Origin of the sequence: Streptomyces sp. NPDC086989, assembly GCF_044745505.1 — a bacterium.
Lineage (GTDB): Bacteria > Actinomycetota > Actinomycetes > Streptomycetales > Streptomycetaceae > Streptomyces.
This window is the reverse complement of sequence record NZ_JBIVAL010000007.1, coordinates 275,620-295,673: the sequence shown is the minus strand read 5'-3', so window position 1 is coordinate 295,673 and position 20,054 is coordinate 275,620. Positions and strand designations below refer to the sequence as shown.

Genomic DNA, 20,054 nt, shown 5'->3' with positions numbered 1-20,054 from the left:
CAGGCCTCGGGGGTACAGGGCGAGGTGGGCAGCCAGACGCTCATGCGGCCGGGACGAGCGAGAGGAAGTGCTTGAGGTAGCGGGGGTTGGTGCGCCGCAGCGAGAGCAGGACGTACAGGTCGGCGCAGCCGAACTCGGCGTCGAGGGCGGGCTCGCCGCACACCCAGGCGCCCAGGCGCAGGTAGCCGCGGAGCAGCGGGGGCAGCTCCATGCGGGCGGGGAAGGTGATGCCTTCGGCGTTCCAGGGGAGGTGGGGAGCGACCCGGTACTCCTCGGGGGCGAGGTTGCGGGTGAGGACGCTGTCGCGGGTGGCGGCGGCCAGGACCCCGCCGTCGGCGAGCGGGATCGAGCAGCAGCCGGCGAGCCAGTTGTGGCCGGAGCGGTCCATGTAGCGGGCGAGGCCGGCCCAGATCAGGGCGATGACGGCGCCGTTGCGGTGGTCGGGGTGGACGCAGGAGCGGCCGACCTCGACGAGGTCGGGGCGGATCGGGGCGAGGGCGGAGAGGTCGAACTCGCCTTCGGAGTAGAGGCGGCCGGCGACGGCGGCGCGCTCGGGCGGCAGGAGCCGGTAGGTGCCGACGACCTGCCCGGTCTCCTCCTCGACGACGAGGAGGTGGTCGCAGTACGCGTCGAAGGCGTCGGAGTCGAGGCCCGGCTCGGGGCCGTCGAGGCGGGCGCCGAGCTCTCCGGCGAAGACCTGGTGGCGCAGGCGCTGGGCGGCGCGTACCTCGTCCTCGTTGTGGGCGAGGCGGACGGCGTAACGGGGGGTGGCGGGGAGGGCTGCGGGTGACGTGGCGGGTGTGGCTGCGGGAACGGCCGCGGGGACGGCTGCCGGAGTGACGGCGGGGGTGGAGGCGGGGGTGGAGGCGGGGAGAAGGGTGGACGGGGACAGGGGGGCGATGGTCATGGCGGCTCCTGATCCGGGCACGGGGGCCGGGCCGGCAGGCGTGCCGTCCTGGCTCCTTTACTTCTTCCGTGACTGGCTGGATTCGACATGACCGCCCAGCGGCGACCGGATGTGCGAACGCTGAACTCGCCGGGCTCGGTCCGGTGGGCCGGGGGGAGGGGCGGCGGTGCTCAGCGGTCGGAGCTGAGGACCTTGCTGATCGTGTCGGATGCCGCCTTGGCGGCCTGCTGCGGGTCCTGTCCCGTGAGCACGGCCGTCATGTAGGGCTTGATCGGGTTCTTGCCCTCGACCTCGGCCCAGCGGGCGGACTTCGGGGTGGCCCGGCCCTGGGCGGCTCCGGCGGCCATGGTCGCGGCGCCCTCGTTGCCGTCGACGAGGTGGGCGAGGGTGGTCTTGTTCGGTACGTAGCTCATCGTGCGGGCGAGCTCGGTCTGCCATCGCTCGCTGACGAGGGCGGTGATCACGTCGACGGCCTGGGGGCGGTGCCCCGTCCGCTCGGGGATGATCAGGTCGGAGCCGCCGGTGAAGACGGCGCCGGGCTTGTCGGAGGTCTTGCCGGGGACGGGGAAGAAGCCGAGCTTGCCCTTGAGGGCGGGGTTGGCGGCCTCGATCGCGGCGGCCTGGCCGGGCGGGGCGATGATCTGGGCGACGTCGCCGCGGGCGAAGACGTCGGACTGCGGGGGCGTCTCCTCGTCCGCGTCCTTCGGGCCTTCGCCGAGGGCCTGGAGCTGCTTGTAGAACGCCATGCCGGCCAGCGCCTTCTCGTCGTCGAGGGTGCCGATCCACTGGCCGCCGGTCTCGACGGCGAGGTCGCCGCCCTCGTCCCAGACGAATCCCGACAGGACGTACCAGTTCTGCCCGGCCAGGTAGATGCCCTGGCGGCCGCCCCTGTCGAGCTTCTGGGTGGCCTGGATCCACTCCTGCCGGTTCTTGGGCGGGGTCTTGATCCCGGCGTCCGCGAAGAGGTCCTTGTTGTAGATCACCACGCGGTTGGCGGCGTACCAGGGGACGCCGTACTGGGCCCCGTTGATGCTCCCGGGGTCGGAGAGGCCCTTGAGCCAGTCCCTGCTGCCCCATTCGCGCAGGCCCTCCAGGGTGAGTTCGGACAGTCCGCCGGTCTCGATGTACTGGGCGACCTGGGTGTTGCCGACCTCGATGACGTCGGCGCTCTCACCGCCCTTGCCGGCGAGCACGGCATTGACCTTCTCTCCGATGCCCGTCCATTCCAGGATCTTCACGTCCAGGTCGACGCCGGGGTGCTCCCGCTCGAAGGATGCGGTGAAGTCCGTGATGAAGGCGTCCGATGCGCTGCCCTTCATCAGCCAGAGCGTCACCTTCTGCTTCCCGCCCTCCGCTCCTCCCAGCAGGCTGCAGCCGGTGAGGGCGGTCGCGGCCGCGAGGGCCGTGCACACGGCGAGGAAGCGCATCTTCACGAAGGTCACCTTCTGGAGGTCGATCCCGGATGGCTTGAAATTGGCATAGACCAATGGGCGGGTCAAGGGCCTTTCGCTCGGGACTGTTCAGACAAAGTTCGCGGAAACCGCCTTACTGGGGCACCGTGGAACGAGGCACAAGACCCCACCGTCGGGAGACCCCCATGTCCAACCACACCTACCGGGTGACCGAGATCGTCGGCACCTCCCCCGAGGGCATCGATCAGGCCATCCGCAACGGGATCACCCGGGCGGGACAGACACTGCGCAACCTCGACTGGTTCGAGGTCACACAGGTGCGCGGGCACATCGAGAACGGCACGGTGGCGCACTACCAGGTGGGGCTCAAGGTCGGCTTCCGCCTCGACGGCGAGGACTGAGCGCGGGCTCAGGTCCGCCCTTCACCCTCCTGGGCGGACCTGAGCTCCGGCGCGTCCGCGGCCCAGTCCGCGAGGACCACCGCGAAGCCCGCGGCGCGCGCCGCCCGGCAGACGAGTTCGTCGTCGTCCACGAGCATCCGCACCTCCCGGCCCCGGGCGATCCGCTGCAGCACTTCCAGCTTGGTGGTCCGGGCCGGCCTGCGGTCCTGGTTCCCGCGCATCCACAGCCGGCCCTCGGGCAGCCCGTGCCTGGCCAGCCACTCCACCGTGTCGGCGCGGCACCGCTCCGGGCGGCCGGTCAGGTACGCGATCTCGCAGTCGGCGGCGCTCTCCACCGCCAGCGCCACCCCGCGGGTCAGCGGCGGGTCGGCCGGGGCCGCGCCGAAGAAGCCGTCCCAGTCACGCGGGCGGCCCTCCAGGAAGTGCTGGCGGTGGTCGGTGTCGGCCAGGGTGTTGTCGATGTCGAAGACGGCCAGCGGCCGCCGGTCGTTGCGTTCACTCATGCGGGTCAGGGTAGGCAGGGAATCCTGACGGCGCGCGTGCGTTACAGCCTGGTGTGATCCGCAGACTCTCCCTCCTCGACCGGTCCCGCACCCGTGAGGGGCAACCGCCCGCGCAGGCCCTGCGCGACACCGTGGAGCTCGCCCGCGCGGCCGAACGGCTCGGCTACCACCGCTTCTGGGTGTCCGAGCACCACAGCGTCCCCGGGGTCGCCGGCTCCGCGCCCGCCGTCCTGGCCGCGGCCGTCGCCGGGGCGACCCGGCGGATCCGGGTCGGTACGGGCGGGGTGATGCTGCCCAACCACCAACCGCTGGTGGTCGCCGAGCAGTTCGGGGTGCTGGAGTCGCTGTTCCCCGGCCGGATCGACATGGGGCTCGGCCGCTCGGTGGGCTTCACGGGCGGGATCCGGCGGGCGCTGGGCCGCGGCACCGGGGACGCCGACCGGTTCGAGGAGCAGCTGGCGGAGCTGCTCGGCTGGCTGGACGGCACCCAGCAGGCGTATCCCGAGGTGCACGCCCGCCCGGCGGAGGGCCTGCGGATCCCGGCGTTCGTGCTGGCCACCGGGGAGGGCGCCGGGATCGCGGCCCGGGCCGGACTGCCGCTGGTGGTGGGCGACCTGCGGGCACGCGCCAGGGTCACCGAGATCATCGAGCGCTACCGCGCGGAGTTCCGCCCCTCGCCCGGCGGCTCGGAGCCGTACGTGGTGGTCTCGGGGACGGTGGCCGTCGCGCCGACCGCGGAGGCCGCCCGGCGCATCCTGGTCCCGGAGGCCTGGTCCCTCGCCCACTCCCGCACCCGGGGCAGCTTCCCGCCGCTGCGCCCGGCGCGGGAGATCGAGGCGCTTCCCATGACCGCCAGGGAACGGGAGCTGTACGAGGCCGGGCTCACCGGGCATGTCCATGGCACGGAGGAACAGGTCGCGGCGCAGCTCGCCGAGGTGGCCGCGGAGACGGGCGCGGACGAGCTGCTGGTCACCACCTCCACGTACGACCGCACGGCGCTGCTGGACTCCTTCGAGCGGCTGGCCCGGGTGGCGGGGCTCTGATCCGGGCGACCCGTAAACTGGGGCGAATGCACCACTCCACTGCACCCGAGGCCGACCGCGACTCCTTCGTACGGGTACGGGGCGCCCGGGAGCACAACCTGCGCGGTGTCGACGTGGACGTCCCGCGCGACGCGCTGACCGTGTTCACCGGGGTCTCCGGCTCCGGGAAGAGCTCCCTTGCCTTCGGCACGCTCTACGCCGAGGCCCAGCGACGGTACTTCGAGTCGGTGGCCCCGTACGCCCGCCGTCTGATCCACCAGATCGGCGCTCCGAAGGTGGACTCCGTCACCGGGCTGCCGCCGGCCGTCTCGCTGGAGCAGCGGCGCTCCTCCCCCGGGTCGCGGTCCTCGGTCGGGACGGTGACGCTGCTGTCGAACTCCCTGCGGATGCTGTACTCCCGCGCCGGAACCTACCCCGCGGGTGCCGAGCGGCTCGACTCCGACGCCTTCTCCCCCAACACGGCCGCAGGGGCCTGCCCTTCCTGTCACGGACTCGGCAGGATCCACCGCACCAGCGAGGAACTCCTCGTCCCGGACCAGAGTTTGTCGATTCGTCAGGGAGCCATCGCGGCCTGGCCGGGTGCCTGGCAGGGCAAGAACCTGCGGGACATCCTGGAGGTGCTCGGCTACGACGTGGACGCGCCGTGGCGGGAACTGGCGGCGGAGGACCGCGAGTGGATCCTGTTCACCGAGGAGCAGCCGGTGGTCACGGTGCACCCGGTGCGGGACGCGGACCGGATCCAACGGCCTTACCAGGGCACGTACATGAGCGCCCACCGCTACGTCATGCGGACTTTCGCGGACAGCAAGAGCGCCACGCTGCGGACCCGCGCGGCACGGTTCCTGGCCGATTCCCCGTGCCCGGCGTGCGAGGGGCGGCGGCTGGCACCCGCGGCGCTGGCCGTGACCTACGCGGGCCGGACGATCGCGGAGCTGGCGGCGCTGCCGCTGACCGCCCTGGACGGGGTACTGGCCGCCGCGCCCCCGGAAAGCGAGGCGGCCCGGGTGCTGGCGCAGGACCTGCGGTCGCGGATCGGGCCGGTCGTGGAGCTCGGGCTCGGCTATCTGAGCCTGGACCGGACCGCGCCGACCCTGTCGGCGGGCGAGCTCCAGAGGCTGCGCCTGGCGACACAGCTGCGGTCCGGGCTGTTCGGGGTGGTGTACGTGCTGGACGAGCCGTCGGCCGGGCTGCACCCGGCCGACACCGAGGCGCTGCTCGGCGTACTGGACCGGCTGAAGGCGGCGGGGAACACGGTGTTCGTGGTCGAGCACCACCTGGACGTGGTGCGGCATGCGGACTGGCTGGTGGAGGTGGGTCCGCTGGCCGGGGAGCACGGCGGGCGGGTGCTGTACAGCGGGCCTCCGCGGGGGCTAGCGGACGTGGCGGAGTCGGCGACGGCGCGCCACCTGTTCGCCGCGGACGGGCAGACGCCGCAGCGGCGGGTGCGGGAGGCGAACGGCGTCGTCCGGCTCACCGGTGTCGACCGGCACAATCTGCGGGATGTGGACGCGCAGTTCCCGCTCGGGGTGTTCACCGCGGTGACGGGCGTGTCGGGGTCGGGCAAGTCCACGCTGGTGGGCCAGGCGCTCGCCCGGGAGGTCGGGGAGCGGCTCGCGGATCCGTCGTTCCCGGTGCGGCGGCTGGTGGAGGTGGACCAGAAGCCGATCGGGCGGACCCCGCGGTCCAACCTGGCAACGTACACAGGGCTGTTCGACGTGGTGCGCAAGCTGTTCACACAGGCGCCGCAGGCGCGTGAGCGCGGCTGGAAGGCGGGCCGGTTCTCCTTCAACGTGCCGGGCGGCCGGTGCGAGACCTGCCAGGGCGAGGGCTTCGTCTCGGTGGAGCTCCTGTTCCTGCCGAGCACGTACGCGCCGTGTCCGGAGTGTGCCGGGGCCCGGTACAACACGGAGACCCTGGAGGTGACGTACGAGGGACGGAACATCGCGGAGGTGCTGGCCCTCACGGTGGAGTCCGCGGCCGGCTTCTTCGCGGGGGTTCCGGCGGCGGCCCGGAGCCTGCGGGCTCTGGAGGACATCGGGCTGGGCTATCTGCGACTGGGGCAGCCGGCGACGGAGCTGTCGGGCGGCGAGGCACAGCGGATCAAGCTGGCGACGGAGCTCCAGCGGCAGCGGCGCGACCACACCCTGTACGTGCTGGACGAGCCGACGACCGGGCTGCATCCGGCCGATGTGCGGGTGCTGCTGCGGCAGCTGCACGGGCTCGTGGACGCGGGGCACTCGGTGGTGGTCGTGGAACACGACATGGAGGTGGTGGCGGGCGCGGACTGGGTGATCGACCTGGGGCCGGGCGGCGGTGCCGAGGGCGGCCGGGTCGTCGCCGCGGGTCCCCCCGAGCGGGTGGCCCGCACGGCGGCGAGCCGCACGGCCCCCTACCTCGCCCGGGCCCTGGCGGGGGGATCCCGGTAGGGCCGTCCGGTTGCGGGGAGCAGGCTGACGGCGGCGATGCTCGCAGCCCACAGCACGGCCAGGGCGAACAGCACGAGGAGCAGCCACGGCCAGCGGCTGCGGACCTGTTCCAGCTCCCAGGCGCGGATCCGGACCTGGCAGTGGGCGTTCGCCGCCTGGAAGGTCATGCCGCACAGCGGCTCGGGTTCCGCCGCGGCGGAACCCGTCGCCGGCTCCTGGTCCGGGGGCGCGGGCGGCAGGAGCTCGGGATGGGAGTCCAGCCAGGTGGTGAAGGCGGCCCGCATGGCTGCGTGGCCGCGTTCGTTCGGGTGCAGGCTGTTGTGGAGCCACTTGGCGGGGCTGAAGCGCTGCGCTGCGAGCCCGTTGACCGTCTCGAGGTCCACGAAGTTGATTCCGGCGGCGCCCTTTCTGCGCTGGCACAGCTGGAGCCGCTGCGGTGCGAGGCTGTCCTTCATCTCGGCCATGTAGGTGATGCCGGCTGCGTGCGCGGCCTCGCGCATGGTGGTGTCGATCTGCTCCACGAACGCGCGGATGAAGTCGCGTTCCGCCTTCGTCAGCGCCACTCCGGAGCAGCGGCCGGCTGCGGCGATCGGCTGCGGGTAGGGGACGGCCACGACGGGCACGCTGGCCGGCACGGCCGCCCGGAGGGACCGGTAGGTCGCGACGAGGTCCCGGCGGACCTTCGCCAAGTTGTTCACGAACACGGGTTTCTGGGTCACGCAGTCGCCGGGTGCGAGGCACGCCTCTCCGAGGATGGCGAAGCCGGCGTCGTTGCCGCCCACCGTGACGATGACGAGGGCCGGGTGGACGGGGGGTGTTCGGCTCGCCAGCTGATCGATCTGAGTGCCGGGTTCTCCCGGCTGCACCCGGGAGGGCCCGGGCGCCGAGGCCGGGTTGAGGTTGAAGGTTCGGGCGCCGGAACACGCGAGGAACAGCACGCGGTCGAACCGCCGGTCGGCGGTGGTGAGTCCCACCGCGTAGGCGGAGGGGGAACGCCGGCATTCGTCGCGGCCGCCGTCGTCGGTTCCCTCGAAGTAACTGCTCGCCCCCTCGCCCGACATGTAGGAGTCGCCGAGCGCCACGAGGACCCGTCGGCCTCCGGCGACGTCGGGCGGCTCGGGGTGCTCCGGGGGCGCCGACGCGAGCAGGCAGAGCGCCGCGAGTACGAGGGCGACATCGGCGTGGGTGTTGGAGACGACGGCGGGCAGCAGCAGCAACGCCGCCGCCACGAGGACCGCTGCCAGCACCCAGTCGCGGTAAACGAGCCACAGGCAGGCCAGGGCGACGGCCCCGAGCACGACGAGGGCCACGGCCTCGACGAGGCCCACACCGGCTCCGGGTCCCGCGGCGGAGCGCCGGATGCGCAGCCGGCGTACGCCCCACTCGGACAGGAGGTTGAGGCCCAGCGGGAGGAACACGAAGAGGGCCGCGCCGAGGGCGATGAGCAGGCCGCCGAAGAGGCTGCCCTTGGCCTTGGGCAGCAGGACGGCGGCGACGGCGGCAGTGAGCACGGCCAGGGCGATCAGGGCCGTGCCCCACAGCAGCAGGGCCGTCCTCGGCCGGCCGGGTGCGGCTCCCCGCCATGCTTCGACGAACCAGCCCAGGCCGAGCAGCAGCAGAACCGACCCGACGAGCGGCAGGGCGTCCCAGTCCACCCCGGCGACGTGGGCGGCGAGTACGGCCGCTCCGGCCGCGCTGAGCAGGGCGGCCGCCCGGATCAGCCAGCGCGGGGCCTGCGCGCCAGGGCCCGGCTCATGACCGATCCCGAGCTGTCGTCCGACGAAGACGGCGCTGCACAGGACGAAGAAGCCGAGCGCCGCGTACAGCTCCGGGAGCGGTACCCCACGGCTGGATTCCACGACGAGGACCACCGCACCCGCGACGAACAGCAGCCGCGGCCCCCACCACAGGACGGTGCCGCGCCAGTCCCGCCGGCCCGCCGACCCCGCCGGAGCGTCGCTGTGCATGTTCGTACGCCCTTCTGTCACGCGTCTCCGGGGAGCAGGTGCTGGGAGAGTTCGCGGAAGCTCCATCGGCCCTGACTGCGGGTGAAGACCCACACCAGGTCGTAGCGGTCGGGCCAGGCGGCGGGGACACCGAGCACCTTGTCGGCCCCGATGGCCCGGATCAGACGGGGCATGCCGGTGTGCTCCCAGCAGACGAGGACTGGTATCGCGGCGGCCAATGCGGCGCGCGCCAGGGCCGTTTCGGCGCCGACGGCGAACTCGGTGCGGACGGGGGTCTTCAGGGAGGTGGCCAGCTCCTGCACCGTCTGGCGGCAGCGGGCTGGTGTTCCGGGCGGGCCGCCGGCCGCGAAGACGACGGCGGGTCGGGGCAGTGAGGAGCCGCCGGACGGCAGGAAGAGGCTGTGCAGTTCCTCGGCCCGGCGCCGGCCGCGGTCCGCGAGGAAGCCGGGGTCCTCGTTGCCCTCCGCGTCTTCGCCGCTGTCTCCGGCGTACGGCTTCTCGGCGTGCCGGATGAGGAGGATCAGGGCGTCCTTCGCGGTACCGGCCGGGCCGGGGGCGGGGGTGCGCGGGTGGTCCTGCCCGGAGCAGGCGGCCACGGCGAGCGGGCCGAGGGCAGCGGCCAGCACGGTGCGGCGGCGTGGCCCGGACCCGGCGGGGGCGTGTGGCATGGGGCCCACTGTCTCCCATGGGCCGGACCCGGGCGGGGCGCGGCGCGGCCTACGGTGCCACGAGCGCCCGGTCGGCCGATCGTGGCGGACGGCTTCCGGTTGCCCCGTCGCACCGTCCGGTCTCCCGGGCGGTTCTCAGCTGCCGGCGCCCCGCTTGCGGACCGCGCGCAGCCATTCCTTGTTCATGGCGGCGATGGACGGCAGTGGGATGCCCTTGGGGCAGGCGGTGGCGCATTCGCCGGTGAGGGTGCAGCCGCCGAAGCCCTCGTCGTCCATCGTGGCCACCATGTCGAGGACGCGGGTCTCCCGCTCCGGCGAGCCCTGCGGCAGCACGTTGAGGTGGTTGACCTTGGCTGAGGTGAAGAGCATTGCGGAGCCGTTGGGGCAGGCCGCCACGCAGGCCCCGCAGCCTATGCACTCGGCGTGCTCGAAGGCGGAGTCGGCGTCGGCCTTGGGTACGGCGGTGGCGTGCGCCTCGGGGGCGGAACCGGTCGGGGCGGTGATGTAGCCGCCGGCCTGGATGATCCGGTCGAAGGCGCCGCGGTCCACGACGAGGTCCTTGACCACCGGGAACGCGGCGGCCCGCCAGGGCTCGACGTCGATGGTGTCGCCGTCGGCGAAGGACCGCATGTGCAGCTGGCAGGTGGTGGTGCGCTCGGGGCCGTGGGCGTCGCCGTTGATGACGAGGCTGCACGCGCCGCAGATGCCCTCGCGGCAGTCGTGGTCGAAGGCGACCGGGTCCTCGCCGCGCAGGATGAGGTCCTCGTTGAGGGTGTCGAGCATCTCCAGGAACGACATGTCGCGGGAGATGCCGTCGACCTCGTACGTGACCATGGCGCCGGGGGTGTCGGGGTTCTGCTGGCGCCAGACGCGCAGGTTGAGCCTCATGCGTAGCTCCGCTGGGTGGGGTGGACGTACTCGAAGACGAGGTCTTCCTTGTGCAGGACGGGGGCCGCGCCGGTGCCCTGGTACTCCCAGGCGGCGACGTAGCCGAACTCCTCGTCGCGGCGGGCGGCCTCGCCGTCCGGGGTCTGGGACTCCTCGCGGAAGTGGCCGCCGCAGGACTCGGCGCGGTGCAGGGCGTCGAGGCACATCAGCTCGGCGAGTTCCAGGTAGTCGACGATGCGGTTGGCCTTCTCCAGGGACTGGTTGAACTCCTCACCGCGGCCCGGGACCTTGATCCGTGTCCAGAACTCCTCGCGGATCTGCGGGATCCGGGCGAGGGCCTTGCGCAGGCCCTCTTCGGTGCGGGACATGCCGCAGTACTCCCACATGAGCTCGCCGATCTCGCGGTGGAAGGAGTCGGGCGTGCGGTCCCCGTCGACGGCGAGCAGCTTGGCGAGGCAGTCGCGGGTCTCGCGGACCGCGGCCGCGGCCTCGGGGTGGCTGTCGTCGACGGCTTCCCGGTGGGGGTGGCGGGCCAGGTAGTCGTTGATGGTGGAGGGGAGCACGAAGTAGCCGTCTCCGAGGCCCTGCATCAGGGCGGAGGCGCCGAGGCGGTTGGCCCCGTGGTCGGAGAAGTTGGCCTCGCCGATGGCGAAGAGACCGGGGACGGTGGTCTGGAGGTCGTAGTCGACCCACAGGCCGCCCATCGTGTAGTGCACGGCGGGGTAGATCCGCATGGGGACCTCGTACGGGTTCTCCGCGGTGATCCGCTCGTACATCTCGAAGAGGTTGCCGTACTTCTCGGCGACCTTGTCCCGGCCCATGCGGCGGATGGCGTCGGCGAAGTCGAGGTAGACGCCCTGGCCGCCGGGGCCGACGCCGCGGCCCTCGTCGCAGACGTTCTTGGCGGCGCGGGAGGCGATGTCGCGGGGCACGAGGTTGCCGAAGGAGGGGTAGATCCGCTCCAGGTAGTAGTCGCGCTCCGCTTCGGGGATCTCGGCGGCGGGGCGGGTGTCGCCCTGGGCCTTGGGTACCCAGATGCGGCCGTCGTTGCGCAGGGACTCGCTCATCAGGGTGAGCTTGGACTGGTGGTCGCCGGTGCGCGGGATGCAGGTGGGGTGGATCTGCGTGAAGCAGGGGTTGGCGAAGTAGGCGCCGCGCCGGTGCGCCCGCCAGACGGCGGTCGCATTGGAGTTCATGGCGTTGGTGGAGAGGTAGAAGACGTTGCCGTAGCCGCCGGAGGCGAGGACGACGGCGTCGGCGTAGTGGGTGTCGATGCTGCCGGTGACCAGGTCGCGGGCGACGATCCCGCGGGCCACGCCGTCCACCGTGATCAGGTCGAGCATCTCGGTGCGGGCGTGCATCTCGACGTTCCCGGCGGCGATCTGCCGGGACAGCGCCTGGTAGGCGCCGAGGAGGAGCTGCTGGCCCGTCTGGCCGCGGGCGTAGAAGGTGCGGGAGACCTGGACCCCGCCGAAGGAGCGGGTGTCGAGGAGGCCGCCGTACTCGCGGGCGAAGGGGACGCCCTGGGCGACGCACTGGTCGATGATCTCGACGGATATCTGGGCGAGACGGTGGACGTTCGACTCGCGGGCACGGAAGTCGCCGCCCTTGACGGTGTCGTAGAACAGGCGGTGCACGGAGTCGCCGTCGTTGCGGTAGTTCTTGGCCGCGTTGATCCCGCCCTGGGCGGCGATGGAGTGGGCCCTGCGGGGGGAGTCGGAGAAGCAGAACTGGACGACGTGGTATCCCTGTTCGGCGAGGGTGGCACCGGCTGCGCCACCGGCCAGGCCGGTGCCGACGACGATGACGGTGTGCTTGCGGCGGTTGGCCGGGTTGACGAGCTTGGCCTCGAAGCGGCGGCGGTCCCAGCGTTCGGCGATGGGGCCGGCGGGTGCCTTCGTGTCGCTGATCGGCTCGCCGGTGGCGTAGTGGGTGTAGTCGGTGTGGGCGTGGTCGGTGTGGGCGTGGTCGGTGCGGGCGTAGTCGGTGCGGGCGTAGTCGGTGCGGGCGTAGTCGGTGCTCATGTCAGCTCACCACTCCGGTCATGACGGCGACGGGGACGGACACGAAGCCCGCGAAGAGGACGAGGGCCAGGGCGTTGGCCAGGAATTTCAGCGTCCGCTCGCGGCGGGCGTTGCCCGCACCGAGGGTCTGGGCGGCGCTCCAGAAGCCGTGCCGGACGTGCAGGCCGAGGGCGGCCATCGCCACGATGTAGACGGTGTTGCCGTACCAGGTGGAGAAGGTCGCGAGGACGTTCTCATAGGGGTGGCCGGCCCACGCGCGCTCGTTGACGGTGAGGGTGGTGAGGTCGAGGAGGTGCCAGACGATGAAGAGGGCGAGGATGATCCCGCCCCAGCGCATCGTGCGGGTGGCGTAGCTCGCGCTGCGGCGCTTGTGGGCGTACTTCACCGGGCGCGCCTTGATGTCGCGGCGGCTGAGCTGGTACGCGCACACCGCGTGGGCGACGACGGCGGCGACCAGGACCACGCGGACGATCCACAGGGCCCACTCGTGGTGCAGGAAGGGGGAGCCGAGGGTGCGCAGCCAGTGGGCGTAGCCGTTGAACTCGTCCGCCCCGAAGAAGATCTTCAGGTTGCCGAGCATGTGGACGACCAGGTATCCGAGCATGATCAGCCCGGACACCGCCATCACGGACTTCTTGCCGACGGTGGAGTCCCAGAGCGTGCGCGTGGTGGACGGTCGTCGGCCCGTCCGCGTTGCCAGAGCCATGTCCTCGACGGTAAGGACCAAAGTCCCGAGAGGTCCAAGACATGATGGCGCTGATCCCGATAGCCGCTTCCTATGTACGGGGTATGCTGGGGCGATGCAGTTCCAGCAGCTCCTGTACTTCGTGGCCGTTGCCGAAACCCGGCACTTCACCCGGGCCGCGCAGCGGGTGCACGTCGCCCAGCCCTCGCTCTCGCAGCAGATCAAGGCGCTCGAACGGGAGCTGGGGGCGGAGCTGTTCAGCCGGGCGCGGGGGAACATCGCGCTCACCGATGCGGGCGAGGCGCTGCTGCCGCTGGCGCGGCGGATCCTGGCGGATGCGGACACCGCGCGGCTGGAGGTCCAGGAACTGGCGCAGCTGCGCCGGGGGCGGGTGCGGCTGGGGGCGACGCCGAGCGTGTGCACGGGCCTGCTGCCGGGTGTGCTGCGCGCCTTCCACACCGCGCATCCGGGAATCGAGCTGCTGATCGAGGAGAGCGGTTCGCTGGACCTCGTACGGGAGCTCGCGCGCGGGGCTCTGGACCTGGCCCTGATCGCGCTCCCGTTGCCGCCCTCGGCTCCGGCGCTGACCACGGTGGAGCTGTTGACGGAGGACCTGGTGGTGGTCTCCTCCGCCGAGCTGCCCCCTCCGGCGGGCGGTGGCCCGCTCACGGTGTCCGCGCTGCGCGACGAGCCGATGGTGATGTTCCGCCACGGCTACGACCTGCGGGACCTGACGGTGGCCGCCTGCCGGGCGGAGGGGTTCGAGCCGGTGTTCACCGTGGAGGGCGGGGAGATGGACGCGGTGCTGGGCTTCGTCCGGGCGGGGCTCGGCGTGGCGGTGGTCCCGGCGATGGTCGTCGACCACGGCGGACCGGGGCTGCGGGCCACGCCGCTGGCGGGCTCTCCACTGCGCCGCACGATCGCCCTGGCGCACCGCACGGACGTCGCTCCCCCGCGCGCGGCGCGCGAACTGAAGCGGATGCTCCTGGGCTGACCCCGCCGCCTCGCGCCCGTGCACCCGGGAGGGCGCCGGCCCGGCTACCCGGCTTCGGGAAGGGGGCCGGCCCGGCTACCCAGCTATGGGGAGGGCCTTGTCGAGCCCGTCGGCCAGCATCGCGAAGGCCTCGTCGGCGTCGGCCACTGCGGCCGGGTGCGCTTCGTCGGCGCTCTGACCGGCATCCATGCGGCGATAGTTCTCCCTGCCCAGCTCATGGCGGACCGCCACCAGGTGCCCCGCCGCCAGCCGGGCGGCGAGCGGGCGGACCGACTCCGATTCGAGTACGGCGGCGAGCAGCTCCACCTCGCGGTCGGTGTAGTGGGACATCCGGCCCTCCAGACTGGCGGTGGAGTAGAGCAGCCGCTGGAAGGCGAGCACCCCGGGGTGGTCGCACAGCCCGGTGATCGGGTCCCGTTCGGCCAGGGCCCCCAGGAAGTGAGCGCGGAGCGCGCCCACCGGCGTCTGGCCGGCAGGGCGGTCGCGCACGATGCGGGCCGCCTCGTCCTGGTGGTCGGCGAACCGGTCGAGCACCAGGTCCTCCTTGGTCGGGAAGTACCGGAAGAGGGTGGGCTTGGAGACCTCGGCCGCGGCGGCGACGTCCGCCACCGACACGGCATCGAAGCCCCGTTCCAGGAAGAGTTCCAGCGCCGTGGCCGCCAGCTGGCGACGCGTACGGAGCTTCTTGTTCTCGCGCAGACCCGTCGTGTTCTCCATGCGCACAGCGTAGCACGAAATCGTGACCGGGTAATTTTCTTAACCGGGTTGCATTTTTTGCGGGGAGCCGCTTTCCTTGAGACATCGACGAGTACACCGACGAGGAGAGGACATCCGATGACCGACGTACTGATCGCGGGCTCCGGCCCCACGGGACTGACCCTGGCCTGCGAACTCGCCCTGAGCGGCGCCGCCGTCCGTGTCATCGAGGGACGCACCGCGCCGCACCGCGAGTCCCGCGGCAAGGGGCTCTGGCCGAGCAGCCTCGGGGTTCTCGAAAGGCTGGGCGTGGCCGAGCCCCTGACCGCCATCGGCAGCAGCGAGGTGGTCCTGCGCAAGTACTTCGACGGAGCACACGTCAACGACACCCCCATGCCCGGCACCGGCCTGCTGATAGGGCAGTGGCAGGTCGAAGAGGCGCTGCGCGGCCGGCTCGCCGGCCTGGGCGTGCAGGTCGAGTACGGATCCCGGCTCGCCGGGATCGCCCAGGACGCGGCCGGGGTCCGCGCGGAGCTGGCGGACGGCACTGCGATCGCAGCGGGGTACCTCGCCGGGTGCGACGGCGGGCGCAGCACCACCCGCAGACTCCTCGGCATTCCCTTCGAGGGCAGTGGGGAGGAGGAGCCCGCGATGGTCGTCGGGGACGTCAGGGCCCCCGGGCTCAGCCGGGACTTCTGGCACCAGTGGTTCACCTCGGAAGGCGGCGGGATACTGCTCTGCCCGATGCCGGGGACGGACACCTTCCAGCTCCAGGCTTCGCCCGAGACGGACGAGCACGGCGGACTGCTGCCACCCTCGCTGGAGAGCTTCCAGCGGCTCTTCGACCGGCATGCCCGGATGCCGGGGATCCGGCTCGCGGATGCCACCTGGCTCTCCGCCTGGCGGGTCAACGTCCGCATGGCCACCCGGATACGAGAGGGCCGGGCGTTCCTCGCGGGGGACGCCGCGCACGTCCACCCCATAGCCGGCGGGCTGGGCATGAACACCGGCATCCAGGACGCGGCCGCCCTCGGCCGGACGCTGACCGCAGCCCTCGCCGGGCAGGCCGGCGAGGAAGCACTCGACGCGTACGGGGCGGAGCGGCTGCCGGTGGCCGCCGAGGTCCTGGCCGACACGTCACGGCGGTACGAGCGGGTCCTGGCCGCCGTCCGGACGCCCGGCCGGGGAACGGAGGCCGGCCTGGACTGAGCGGCCCGGCCGCCGCGGCGGCTCCGGACTCCGGATCGGCCTGCCGGCTCCGGAGCAGGGCTCGGTTCCCGGTTCCGGCTCGTGCGGGTGCGGGGCGGTGGCGTCAGGAGGGTGTGGGCACGGCGTCCGAGAGCGAGAGCGTGTGGATGCGGTCGGGGGCGCCGGGGCGTGCGTAGTACCAGCCCTGGGCGGTGTCACAGCCGAGGTCGCGCAGCTGGGCGGCCTGGGCGCCGGTCTCCACGCCCTCGACCGTGACCGCGAGTTCGAGGCTGTGGGCCAGGGCGACGATGCCCTCCACGATCTTGACGTCGACCGGGTTGGCGGGCTGCTGCTGCATCCCCTTGGTGAAGGAGCGGTCCAGCTTCAGGACGCTGACCGGCAGGCGCCGCAGGTTGGCCAGGTTCGAGTAGCCGGTGCCGAAGTCGTCGAGCGCGATGTCCACGCCGAGGGCTGCGAGCCGGCGCAGGGGTTCCAGGAGTTCGTCGTCGGCGCCGATCAGGGCCGACTCGGTGACCTCCAGGCACAGCGCGCCCGGGGCGAGGCCCGAGTTCTCCAGCACCGCGACGGTGTCGGCGACCAGGCCGGGGTGGTGGAGCTGGGTCGGCGAGAGGTTGACGTTGATCCGCAGGGTGGACCCGCCGTGCTGGCGCTGCCAGTTGCGGGCCTGACGGACGGCCTCCTCCAGGACCCAGCGGCCGAGCGGCACGATCAGCCCGGTCCGCTCGGCGAGCGGGATGAAGCGGTCCGGGCCGAGGACCCCGTACTGCGGGTGCGACCAGCGGACCAGGGCCTCCGCGCCGTGGACGCTGCCGTCGTGCATGTGGACCAGCGGCTGGTACTCGATGAAGAACTCGCCGCGCTCCAGGGCCGCCGGGAGGGCGTTGGTCAGACCGTGGCGGGTGATGGCCCGGGCGTCGGCCTCGGCGTCGGCGAACTCGAAGCGGTTGCCGCCGGCCGCCTTGGCCCGGTACATGGTGATGTCGGCGCTGCGGAGCACCTCCGCCGCGGTGCGCTCGCGGGCCGGGCCCTCGACGATGCCGATGCTGCCGCGGACCGACAGCTCGCGGCCCTCGATCCGGATGGGCACCGACAGGGCGGACAGGATCCGGACGGCCAGTTCGGTCACCTTCTCCTCGGTGTCCGAGCCGGTGGTCAGTGCCACGAACTCGTCGCCGCCGAGCCGTGCGACGACTTCGCCGGGGCCGGTCGCGCAGCTCTGCAGCCGGTCGGCGACCTCTACCAGGAGCCGGTCGCCCGCCGAGTGGCCGAGGCTGTCGTTGACCGCCTTGAACCCGTCGAGGTCCAGGTAGCAGAGGCCGAAGCGGCTGCCGCCGGCCCCGCTCAGGGCCTTTTCGAGGCGTTCGAAGAACAGCGTGCGGTTGGGCAGCCCGGTCAGGGCGTCATGGGTGGCCTCGTAGCGCAGGCGCAGGTTCAGCAGCCGGCGCTCGGTGGTGTCCTCCATCAGGGCCAGCTGGTACTGGGGCACGCCCTCGGCGTCGCGCAGCAGCGACACCGTGAGGTTGGTCCACAGCACGGTCCCGTCGTGGCGGTAGTACGGCTTCTCCACGCGGTAGCTCTCGCGTTCGCCGCGGACGAGTTCGCCGTACATCCGCCAGACGTGCGGGGCGTCGTCGGGGTGGCCCCACTCGCTGACGTTGCGGCCGCGGACGTGCCCGCCCATGCCGCCGAACATCTGCAGCAGTGCGTCGTTGACCTCCAGGACGTTGCCTTCGAGGTCGGCGATGCCGATGCCGACCGCCGCGCCCTCGAAGACCGCCTTGAAGCGTTCCTCGCTGGCGTGCAGGGCCTGCTGGGCGTCGATGCGGGCGGTCAGGGCGGAGCGGGCGATGGCCTCCTGCTCCCGCAGGGTGCGCTCGCGCAGGGCGCGGGCGAATCCGGCCGCGATCCCGTGCTGCAGGCGGGCGCAGCGCGAGCGGTACTCCTCGGTGCCCTCCACCCCGACGCCGTCGGGTCCGCAGTAGAGCACGAGGTACGACTCGACGACGCCGAGCGTGCCGGCCAGGGCCTCGGGGTCGGTGCAGTGCACGGCGACGAGTTCGGCCCCCACCCGCTGGGCGACGCCGGCGTCGAAGGGCCGGGCGTGCAGGGCTTCGGCGAGGGTCTGGGCGAGGGGTATGAGGTGCTGTTCGAACTCGACGCGGGTCAGCGAGGTCGCGGTGACGGGGAAGATCGCCCGTCCCCAGATGGTCGCGAAACGTCCGATCCGGTCCTCCAGCCCGCTCCGCAACGCGGCAGGGCCCGCCGGCGTCGGCGGGCCTGTCAGCGGGACCGGGGGCTGCGCACCCTGCGCGGGTCCCGTGTTCTTCGGGGTCGGTGTGCCGGAGGGCACCGCGGCCGCAGATCTCACGCCTTGCGTCCCACTCCGCCGAAGCCCGAGAAGGCGTACGGGTCCTCGGGCGCCTCCGCGTCGTCCGGGTCCTCGGTGCCCTCGGGCTGCCAAAGCGGCATGGACACGACGCCCGGCTCGACCAGCTCGAAGCCGTCGAAGAAGCGGGTGATCTGTTCGCCGCTGCGCATCACGAGCGGGTTGCGGATGTCCCGGTAGACGCCGACCGTCCCGGCCGCGACCTCCTCCGAGAGCGGGATCCCCTCGTAGGAGGCGTGCGTGAGGACCAGCAGGCTGCCGGGGGCCAGCGCGTCGCGCAGCTGGGCGACGGCGGCGTGCGGGTCGTCCGCGTCCTCAAGGAAGTGCAGGACGGCGACGAGCAGCAGGGCGACGGGGCGCTCGAGGTCGAGCAGCCGCGCGACCTCCGGGGCGGCGAGGATGTCGTGGGGCTTGCGCAGGTCGGCGGCGACGATGCCGGTGTGCTCGTCGCCGGCGAGGACGGCGCGGCTGTGGGCGACGGCCACCGGGTCGTGGTCCACGTAGACCACGCGGGCTTCGGGGCTGGCCGCCCGGGCGATCTCGTGGACGTTGCCGAAGGTGGGGATGCCGGAGCCGATGTCGAGGAACTGGGTGACGCCCTGGGCCACGGCGTAGCGGACGGCGCGGCGCATGAAGGCCCGGTTGGCCTGCATGATCTTGGGCAGGCCCGGCAGGAACTCCATGGCGCGGCGGGCGGCCTGGCGGTCGACCTCGAAGTTGTGGGAGCCGCCCAGGTAGTAATCGTAGATGCGGGACACGCTCGGCACCGATATGTCGATGCCTGGCGGGGCCCAGGCGGGGCGCTCCATCGGGGTCTCCAAGCCGTAATCGTGTGCGGTCGTCCGGAGTCGGACGCCTGTCCGAGCCGAATGTACTGATCATTGCCCAACGGAGCGAGCAAAAGCGGAAATTGGTGATCCGTTCTTCATCACACACCAAAGGCCTTCCCGGCCCATCCCGCAGCGAATGACCGAAACCGACAAGTCGCTTTTGAGAATGTGCATCCACATGACCGGAATAGTGCATTCCGTGGCTCAAACATCTACGGTCCCCGCGCCACCCGTTCAGGCGAACCAGGGCCGACCTCCGCGTGCGCGGGCGCACGTGGGCCCATGCTCCCCGGGTGAACAGAGCCTGTACCAGACGCCTGCTGGTGGTCCCGGTCCTGCTGTGGGCGGCGCTGTCCGCCACGCCGGCCGTGGCTGATAGCTGCGCCTACGCGACGATCGACGCCGGGGACGGCGCGGGCGCCGTCGAGCTGGTCGCGGTGGCCGGAAGCAGCTCCGCCGCAGGCGGCCGGGGTGGCGGACATCACGGCGACGGGCACGGAAACGGCCATGGAAACGGCCACGGCGGACACCACGGAGGCGGCGGGCACGGCGGCCACCACTGCCCGTCGCCTCCCCCGCCGTGCCCGCCGGAGCCGACCCCCACCCCGACGCCCACACCCACGCCGCCCCCGCCGCCGAAGCCCACGCCGAAGCCGACCCCCAAGCCGACTCCGCCGCCCGCGCCGGAACCCCCGCCGCCGGCCCCGAAGGCCGTACCGCCGCCTGCGCACGCGCCGCGGCCCGAACCCAGGGCCCCCGCCCCGCCCCCGCCGAAGCCGGTGGCCGCGCCGCAACCCCGGGTGGAGCCCCCGGCCCCCGTGGTGGCGCCGCCCGCCCCGCCCCCGAAGAAGCCGGTGGCCAGGCCCGCGTACCGCACGGCGGCCGCCAGGAAGGTCGAACACCACATCTCGCCGGTGACCTTCACCTTGATGACCGCGGCTCCCGCGGTGCTCGCGATCGTCGCGCTGCGCCCGCGCTAGACCCGCCCCGCACACCACTTTCGTGACCGATTGGG

The 20,054-nt window shown here is 72.5% G+C and carries 17 protein-coding genes; 6 read left to right on the top strand and 11 right to left on the bottom strand.

The window, feature by feature from the left end; genetic code table 11:
* Nucleotides 1-40: 40 nt before the first annotated feature.
* Both ACIPK4_RS19350 and ACIPK4_RS19345 read right to left on the bottom strand, forming a co-directional pair.
* A complete protein-coding gene (locus tag ACIPK4_RS19350) occupies nt 41-907 on the bottom strand; it encodes a GNAT family N-acetyltransferase (RefSeq protein WP_402314083.1) in 867 nt (288 codons plus the stop codon).
* Nucleotides 908-1,077: 170 nt separating this feature from the next.
* Nucleotides 1,078-2,340, bottom strand: a complete 1,263-nt coding sequence (locus tag ACIPK4_RS19345) for an extracellular solute-binding protein (protein ID WP_402314081.1) — start codon at nt 2,338-2,340, stop codon at nt 1,078-1,080.
* A gap of 164 nt (nt 2,341-2,504) precedes the next feature.
* Between ACIPK4_RS19345 and ACIPK4_RS19340 the strand changes: the two genes are divergently transcribed.
* Nucleotides 2,505-2,720 (top strand): dodecin, encoded by a 216-nt coding sequence (locus ACIPK4_RS19340; RefSeq protein ID WP_402314079.1) that lies wholly within the window; start codon nt 2,505-2,507, stop codon nt 2,718-2,720.
* Nucleotides 2,721-2,728: 8 nt separating this feature from the next.
* On the opposite strand, the gene ACIPK4_RS19335 is transcribed toward ACIPK4_RS19340, so the two are convergent.
* The gene (locus tag ACIPK4_RS19335) at nt 2,729-3,223 is read right to left on the bottom strand and encodes a hypothetical protein (protein ID WP_402314077.1); all 495 of its coding nucleotides are present in this window, start codon (nt 3,221-3,223) and stop codon (nt 2,729-2,731) included.
* A gap of 53 nt (nt 3,224-3,276) precedes the next feature.
* Between ACIPK4_RS19335 and ACIPK4_RS19330 the strand changes: the two genes are divergently transcribed.
* Together ACIPK4_RS19330 and ACIPK4_RS19325 are read left to right on the top strand one after the other, a co-directional pair.
* Nucleotides 3,277-4,266: an LLM class flavin-dependent oxidoreductase gene (locus ACIPK4_RS19330; protein WP_402314075.1), complete on the top strand. Its 990-nt coding sequence runs from the start codon at nt 3,277-3,279 to the stop codon at nt 4,264-4,266.
* Nucleotides 4,267-4,292: 26 nt separating this feature from the next.
* On the top strand, nt 4,293-6,692 hold the full coding sequence (locus ACIPK4_RS19325; protein ID WP_402314073.1) for an ABC transporter: 2,400 nt from the start codon (nt 4,293-4,295) through the stop codon (nt 6,690-6,692).
* Here the strand turns inward: ACIPK4_RS19325 and ACIPK4_RS19320 are convergent.
* The 5 genes from ACIPK4_RS19320 to ACIPK4_RS19300 form a co-directional block, all read right to left on the bottom strand.
* Nucleotides 6,656-8,659 carry a GDSL-type esterase/lipase family protein gene (locus ACIPK4_RS19320; RefSeq protein WP_402314072.1) on the bottom strand — a complete coding sequence of 668 codons (2,004 nt, stop codon included), beginning with the start codon at nt 8,657-8,659 and terminating at the stop codon, nt 6,656-6,658. The genes ACIPK4_RS19325 and ACIPK4_RS19320 overlap by 37 nt on opposite strands.
* A gap of 17 nt (nt 8,660-8,676) precedes the next feature.
* Nucleotides 8,677-9,327 carry a hypothetical protein gene (locus ACIPK4_RS19315; RefSeq protein ID WP_402314070.1) on the bottom strand — a complete coding sequence of 217 codons (651 nt, stop codon included), beginning with the start codon at nt 9,325-9,327 and terminating at the stop codon, nt 8,677-8,679.
* Nucleotides 9,328-9,462: 135 nt separating this feature from the next.
* Nucleotides 9,463-10,215 carry a succinate dehydrogenase/fumarate reductase iron-sulfur subunit gene (locus ACIPK4_RS19310; protein WP_402314068.1) on the bottom strand — a complete coding sequence of 251 codons (753 nt, stop codon included), beginning with the start codon at nt 10,213-10,215 and terminating at the stop codon, nt 9,463-9,465.
* Nucleotides 10,212-12,239, bottom strand: coding sequence for a fumarate reductase/succinate dehydrogenase flavoprotein subunit (locus ACIPK4_RS19305; RefSeq protein WP_402314066.1), 2,028 nt, complete (start codon nt 12,237-12,239; stop codon nt 10,212-10,214). Before ACIPK4_RS19305 ends, ACIPK4_RS19310 begins: the two co-directional genes overlap by 4 nt.
* Before the next feature lies 1 nt (nt 12,240).
* Nucleotides 12,241-12,945: a succinate dehydrogenase gene (locus tag ACIPK4_RS19300; RefSeq protein ID WP_054227776.1), complete on the bottom strand. Its 705-nt coding sequence runs from the start codon at nt 12,943-12,945 to the stop codon at nt 12,241-12,243.
* 94 nt (nt 12,946-13,039) lie between these two features.
* On the opposite strand from ACIPK4_RS19300, the gene ACIPK4_RS19295 reads away from it, so the two are divergent.
* Nucleotides 13,040-13,918: a LysR family transcriptional regulator gene (locus ACIPK4_RS19295; protein WP_402314064.1), complete on the top strand. Its 879-nt coding sequence runs from the start codon at nt 13,040-13,042 to the stop codon at nt 13,916-13,918.
* A gap of 75 nt (nt 13,919-13,993) precedes the next feature.
* Here the strand turns inward: ACIPK4_RS19295 and ACIPK4_RS19290 are convergent, their stop codons facing one another.
* Entirely contained in the window at nt 13,994-14,635 is a 642-nt protein-coding gene (locus ACIPK4_RS19290; protein ID WP_402314062.1) for a TetR/AcrR family transcriptional regulator, read from the bottom strand.
* Nucleotides 14,636-14,752: 117 nt separating this feature from the next.
* Between ACIPK4_RS19290 and ACIPK4_RS19285 the strand changes: the two genes are divergently transcribed.
* The gene (locus ACIPK4_RS19285) at nt 14,753-15,823 is read left to right on the top strand and encodes an FAD-dependent monooxygenase (protein ID WP_402314060.1); all 1,071 of its coding nucleotides are present in this window, start codon (nt 14,753-14,755) and stop codon (nt 15,821-15,823) included.
* Nucleotides 15,824-15,926: 103 nt separating this feature from the next.
* On the opposite strand, the gene ACIPK4_RS19280 is transcribed toward ACIPK4_RS19285, so the two are convergent.
* Together ACIPK4_RS19280 and ACIPK4_RS19275 are read right to left on the bottom strand one after the other, a co-directional pair.
* On the bottom strand, nt 15,927-18,107 hold the full coding sequence (locus ACIPK4_RS19280) for a putative bifunctional diguanylate cyclase/phosphodiesterase (RefSeq protein WP_402314400.1): 2,181 nt from the start codon (nt 18,105-18,107) through the stop codon (nt 15,927-15,929).
* An 80-nt stretch (nt 18,108-18,187) separates the two neighbouring features.
* Nucleotides 18,188-19,018 (bottom strand): SAM-dependent methyltransferase, encoded by an 831-nt coding sequence (locus ACIPK4_RS19275; RefSeq protein ID WP_402314398.1) that lies wholly within the window; start codon nt 19,016-19,018, stop codon nt 18,188-18,190.
* A 314-nt stretch (nt 19,019-19,332) separates the two neighbouring features.
* Between ACIPK4_RS19275 and ACIPK4_RS19270 the strand changes: the two genes are divergently transcribed.
* On the top strand, nt 19,333-20,019 hold the full coding sequence (locus tag ACIPK4_RS19270) for a hypothetical protein (protein WP_402314058.1): 687 nt from the start codon (nt 19,333-19,335) through the stop codon (nt 20,017-20,019).
* The last annotated feature ends 35 nt before the right edge of the window (nt 20,020-20,054 follow it).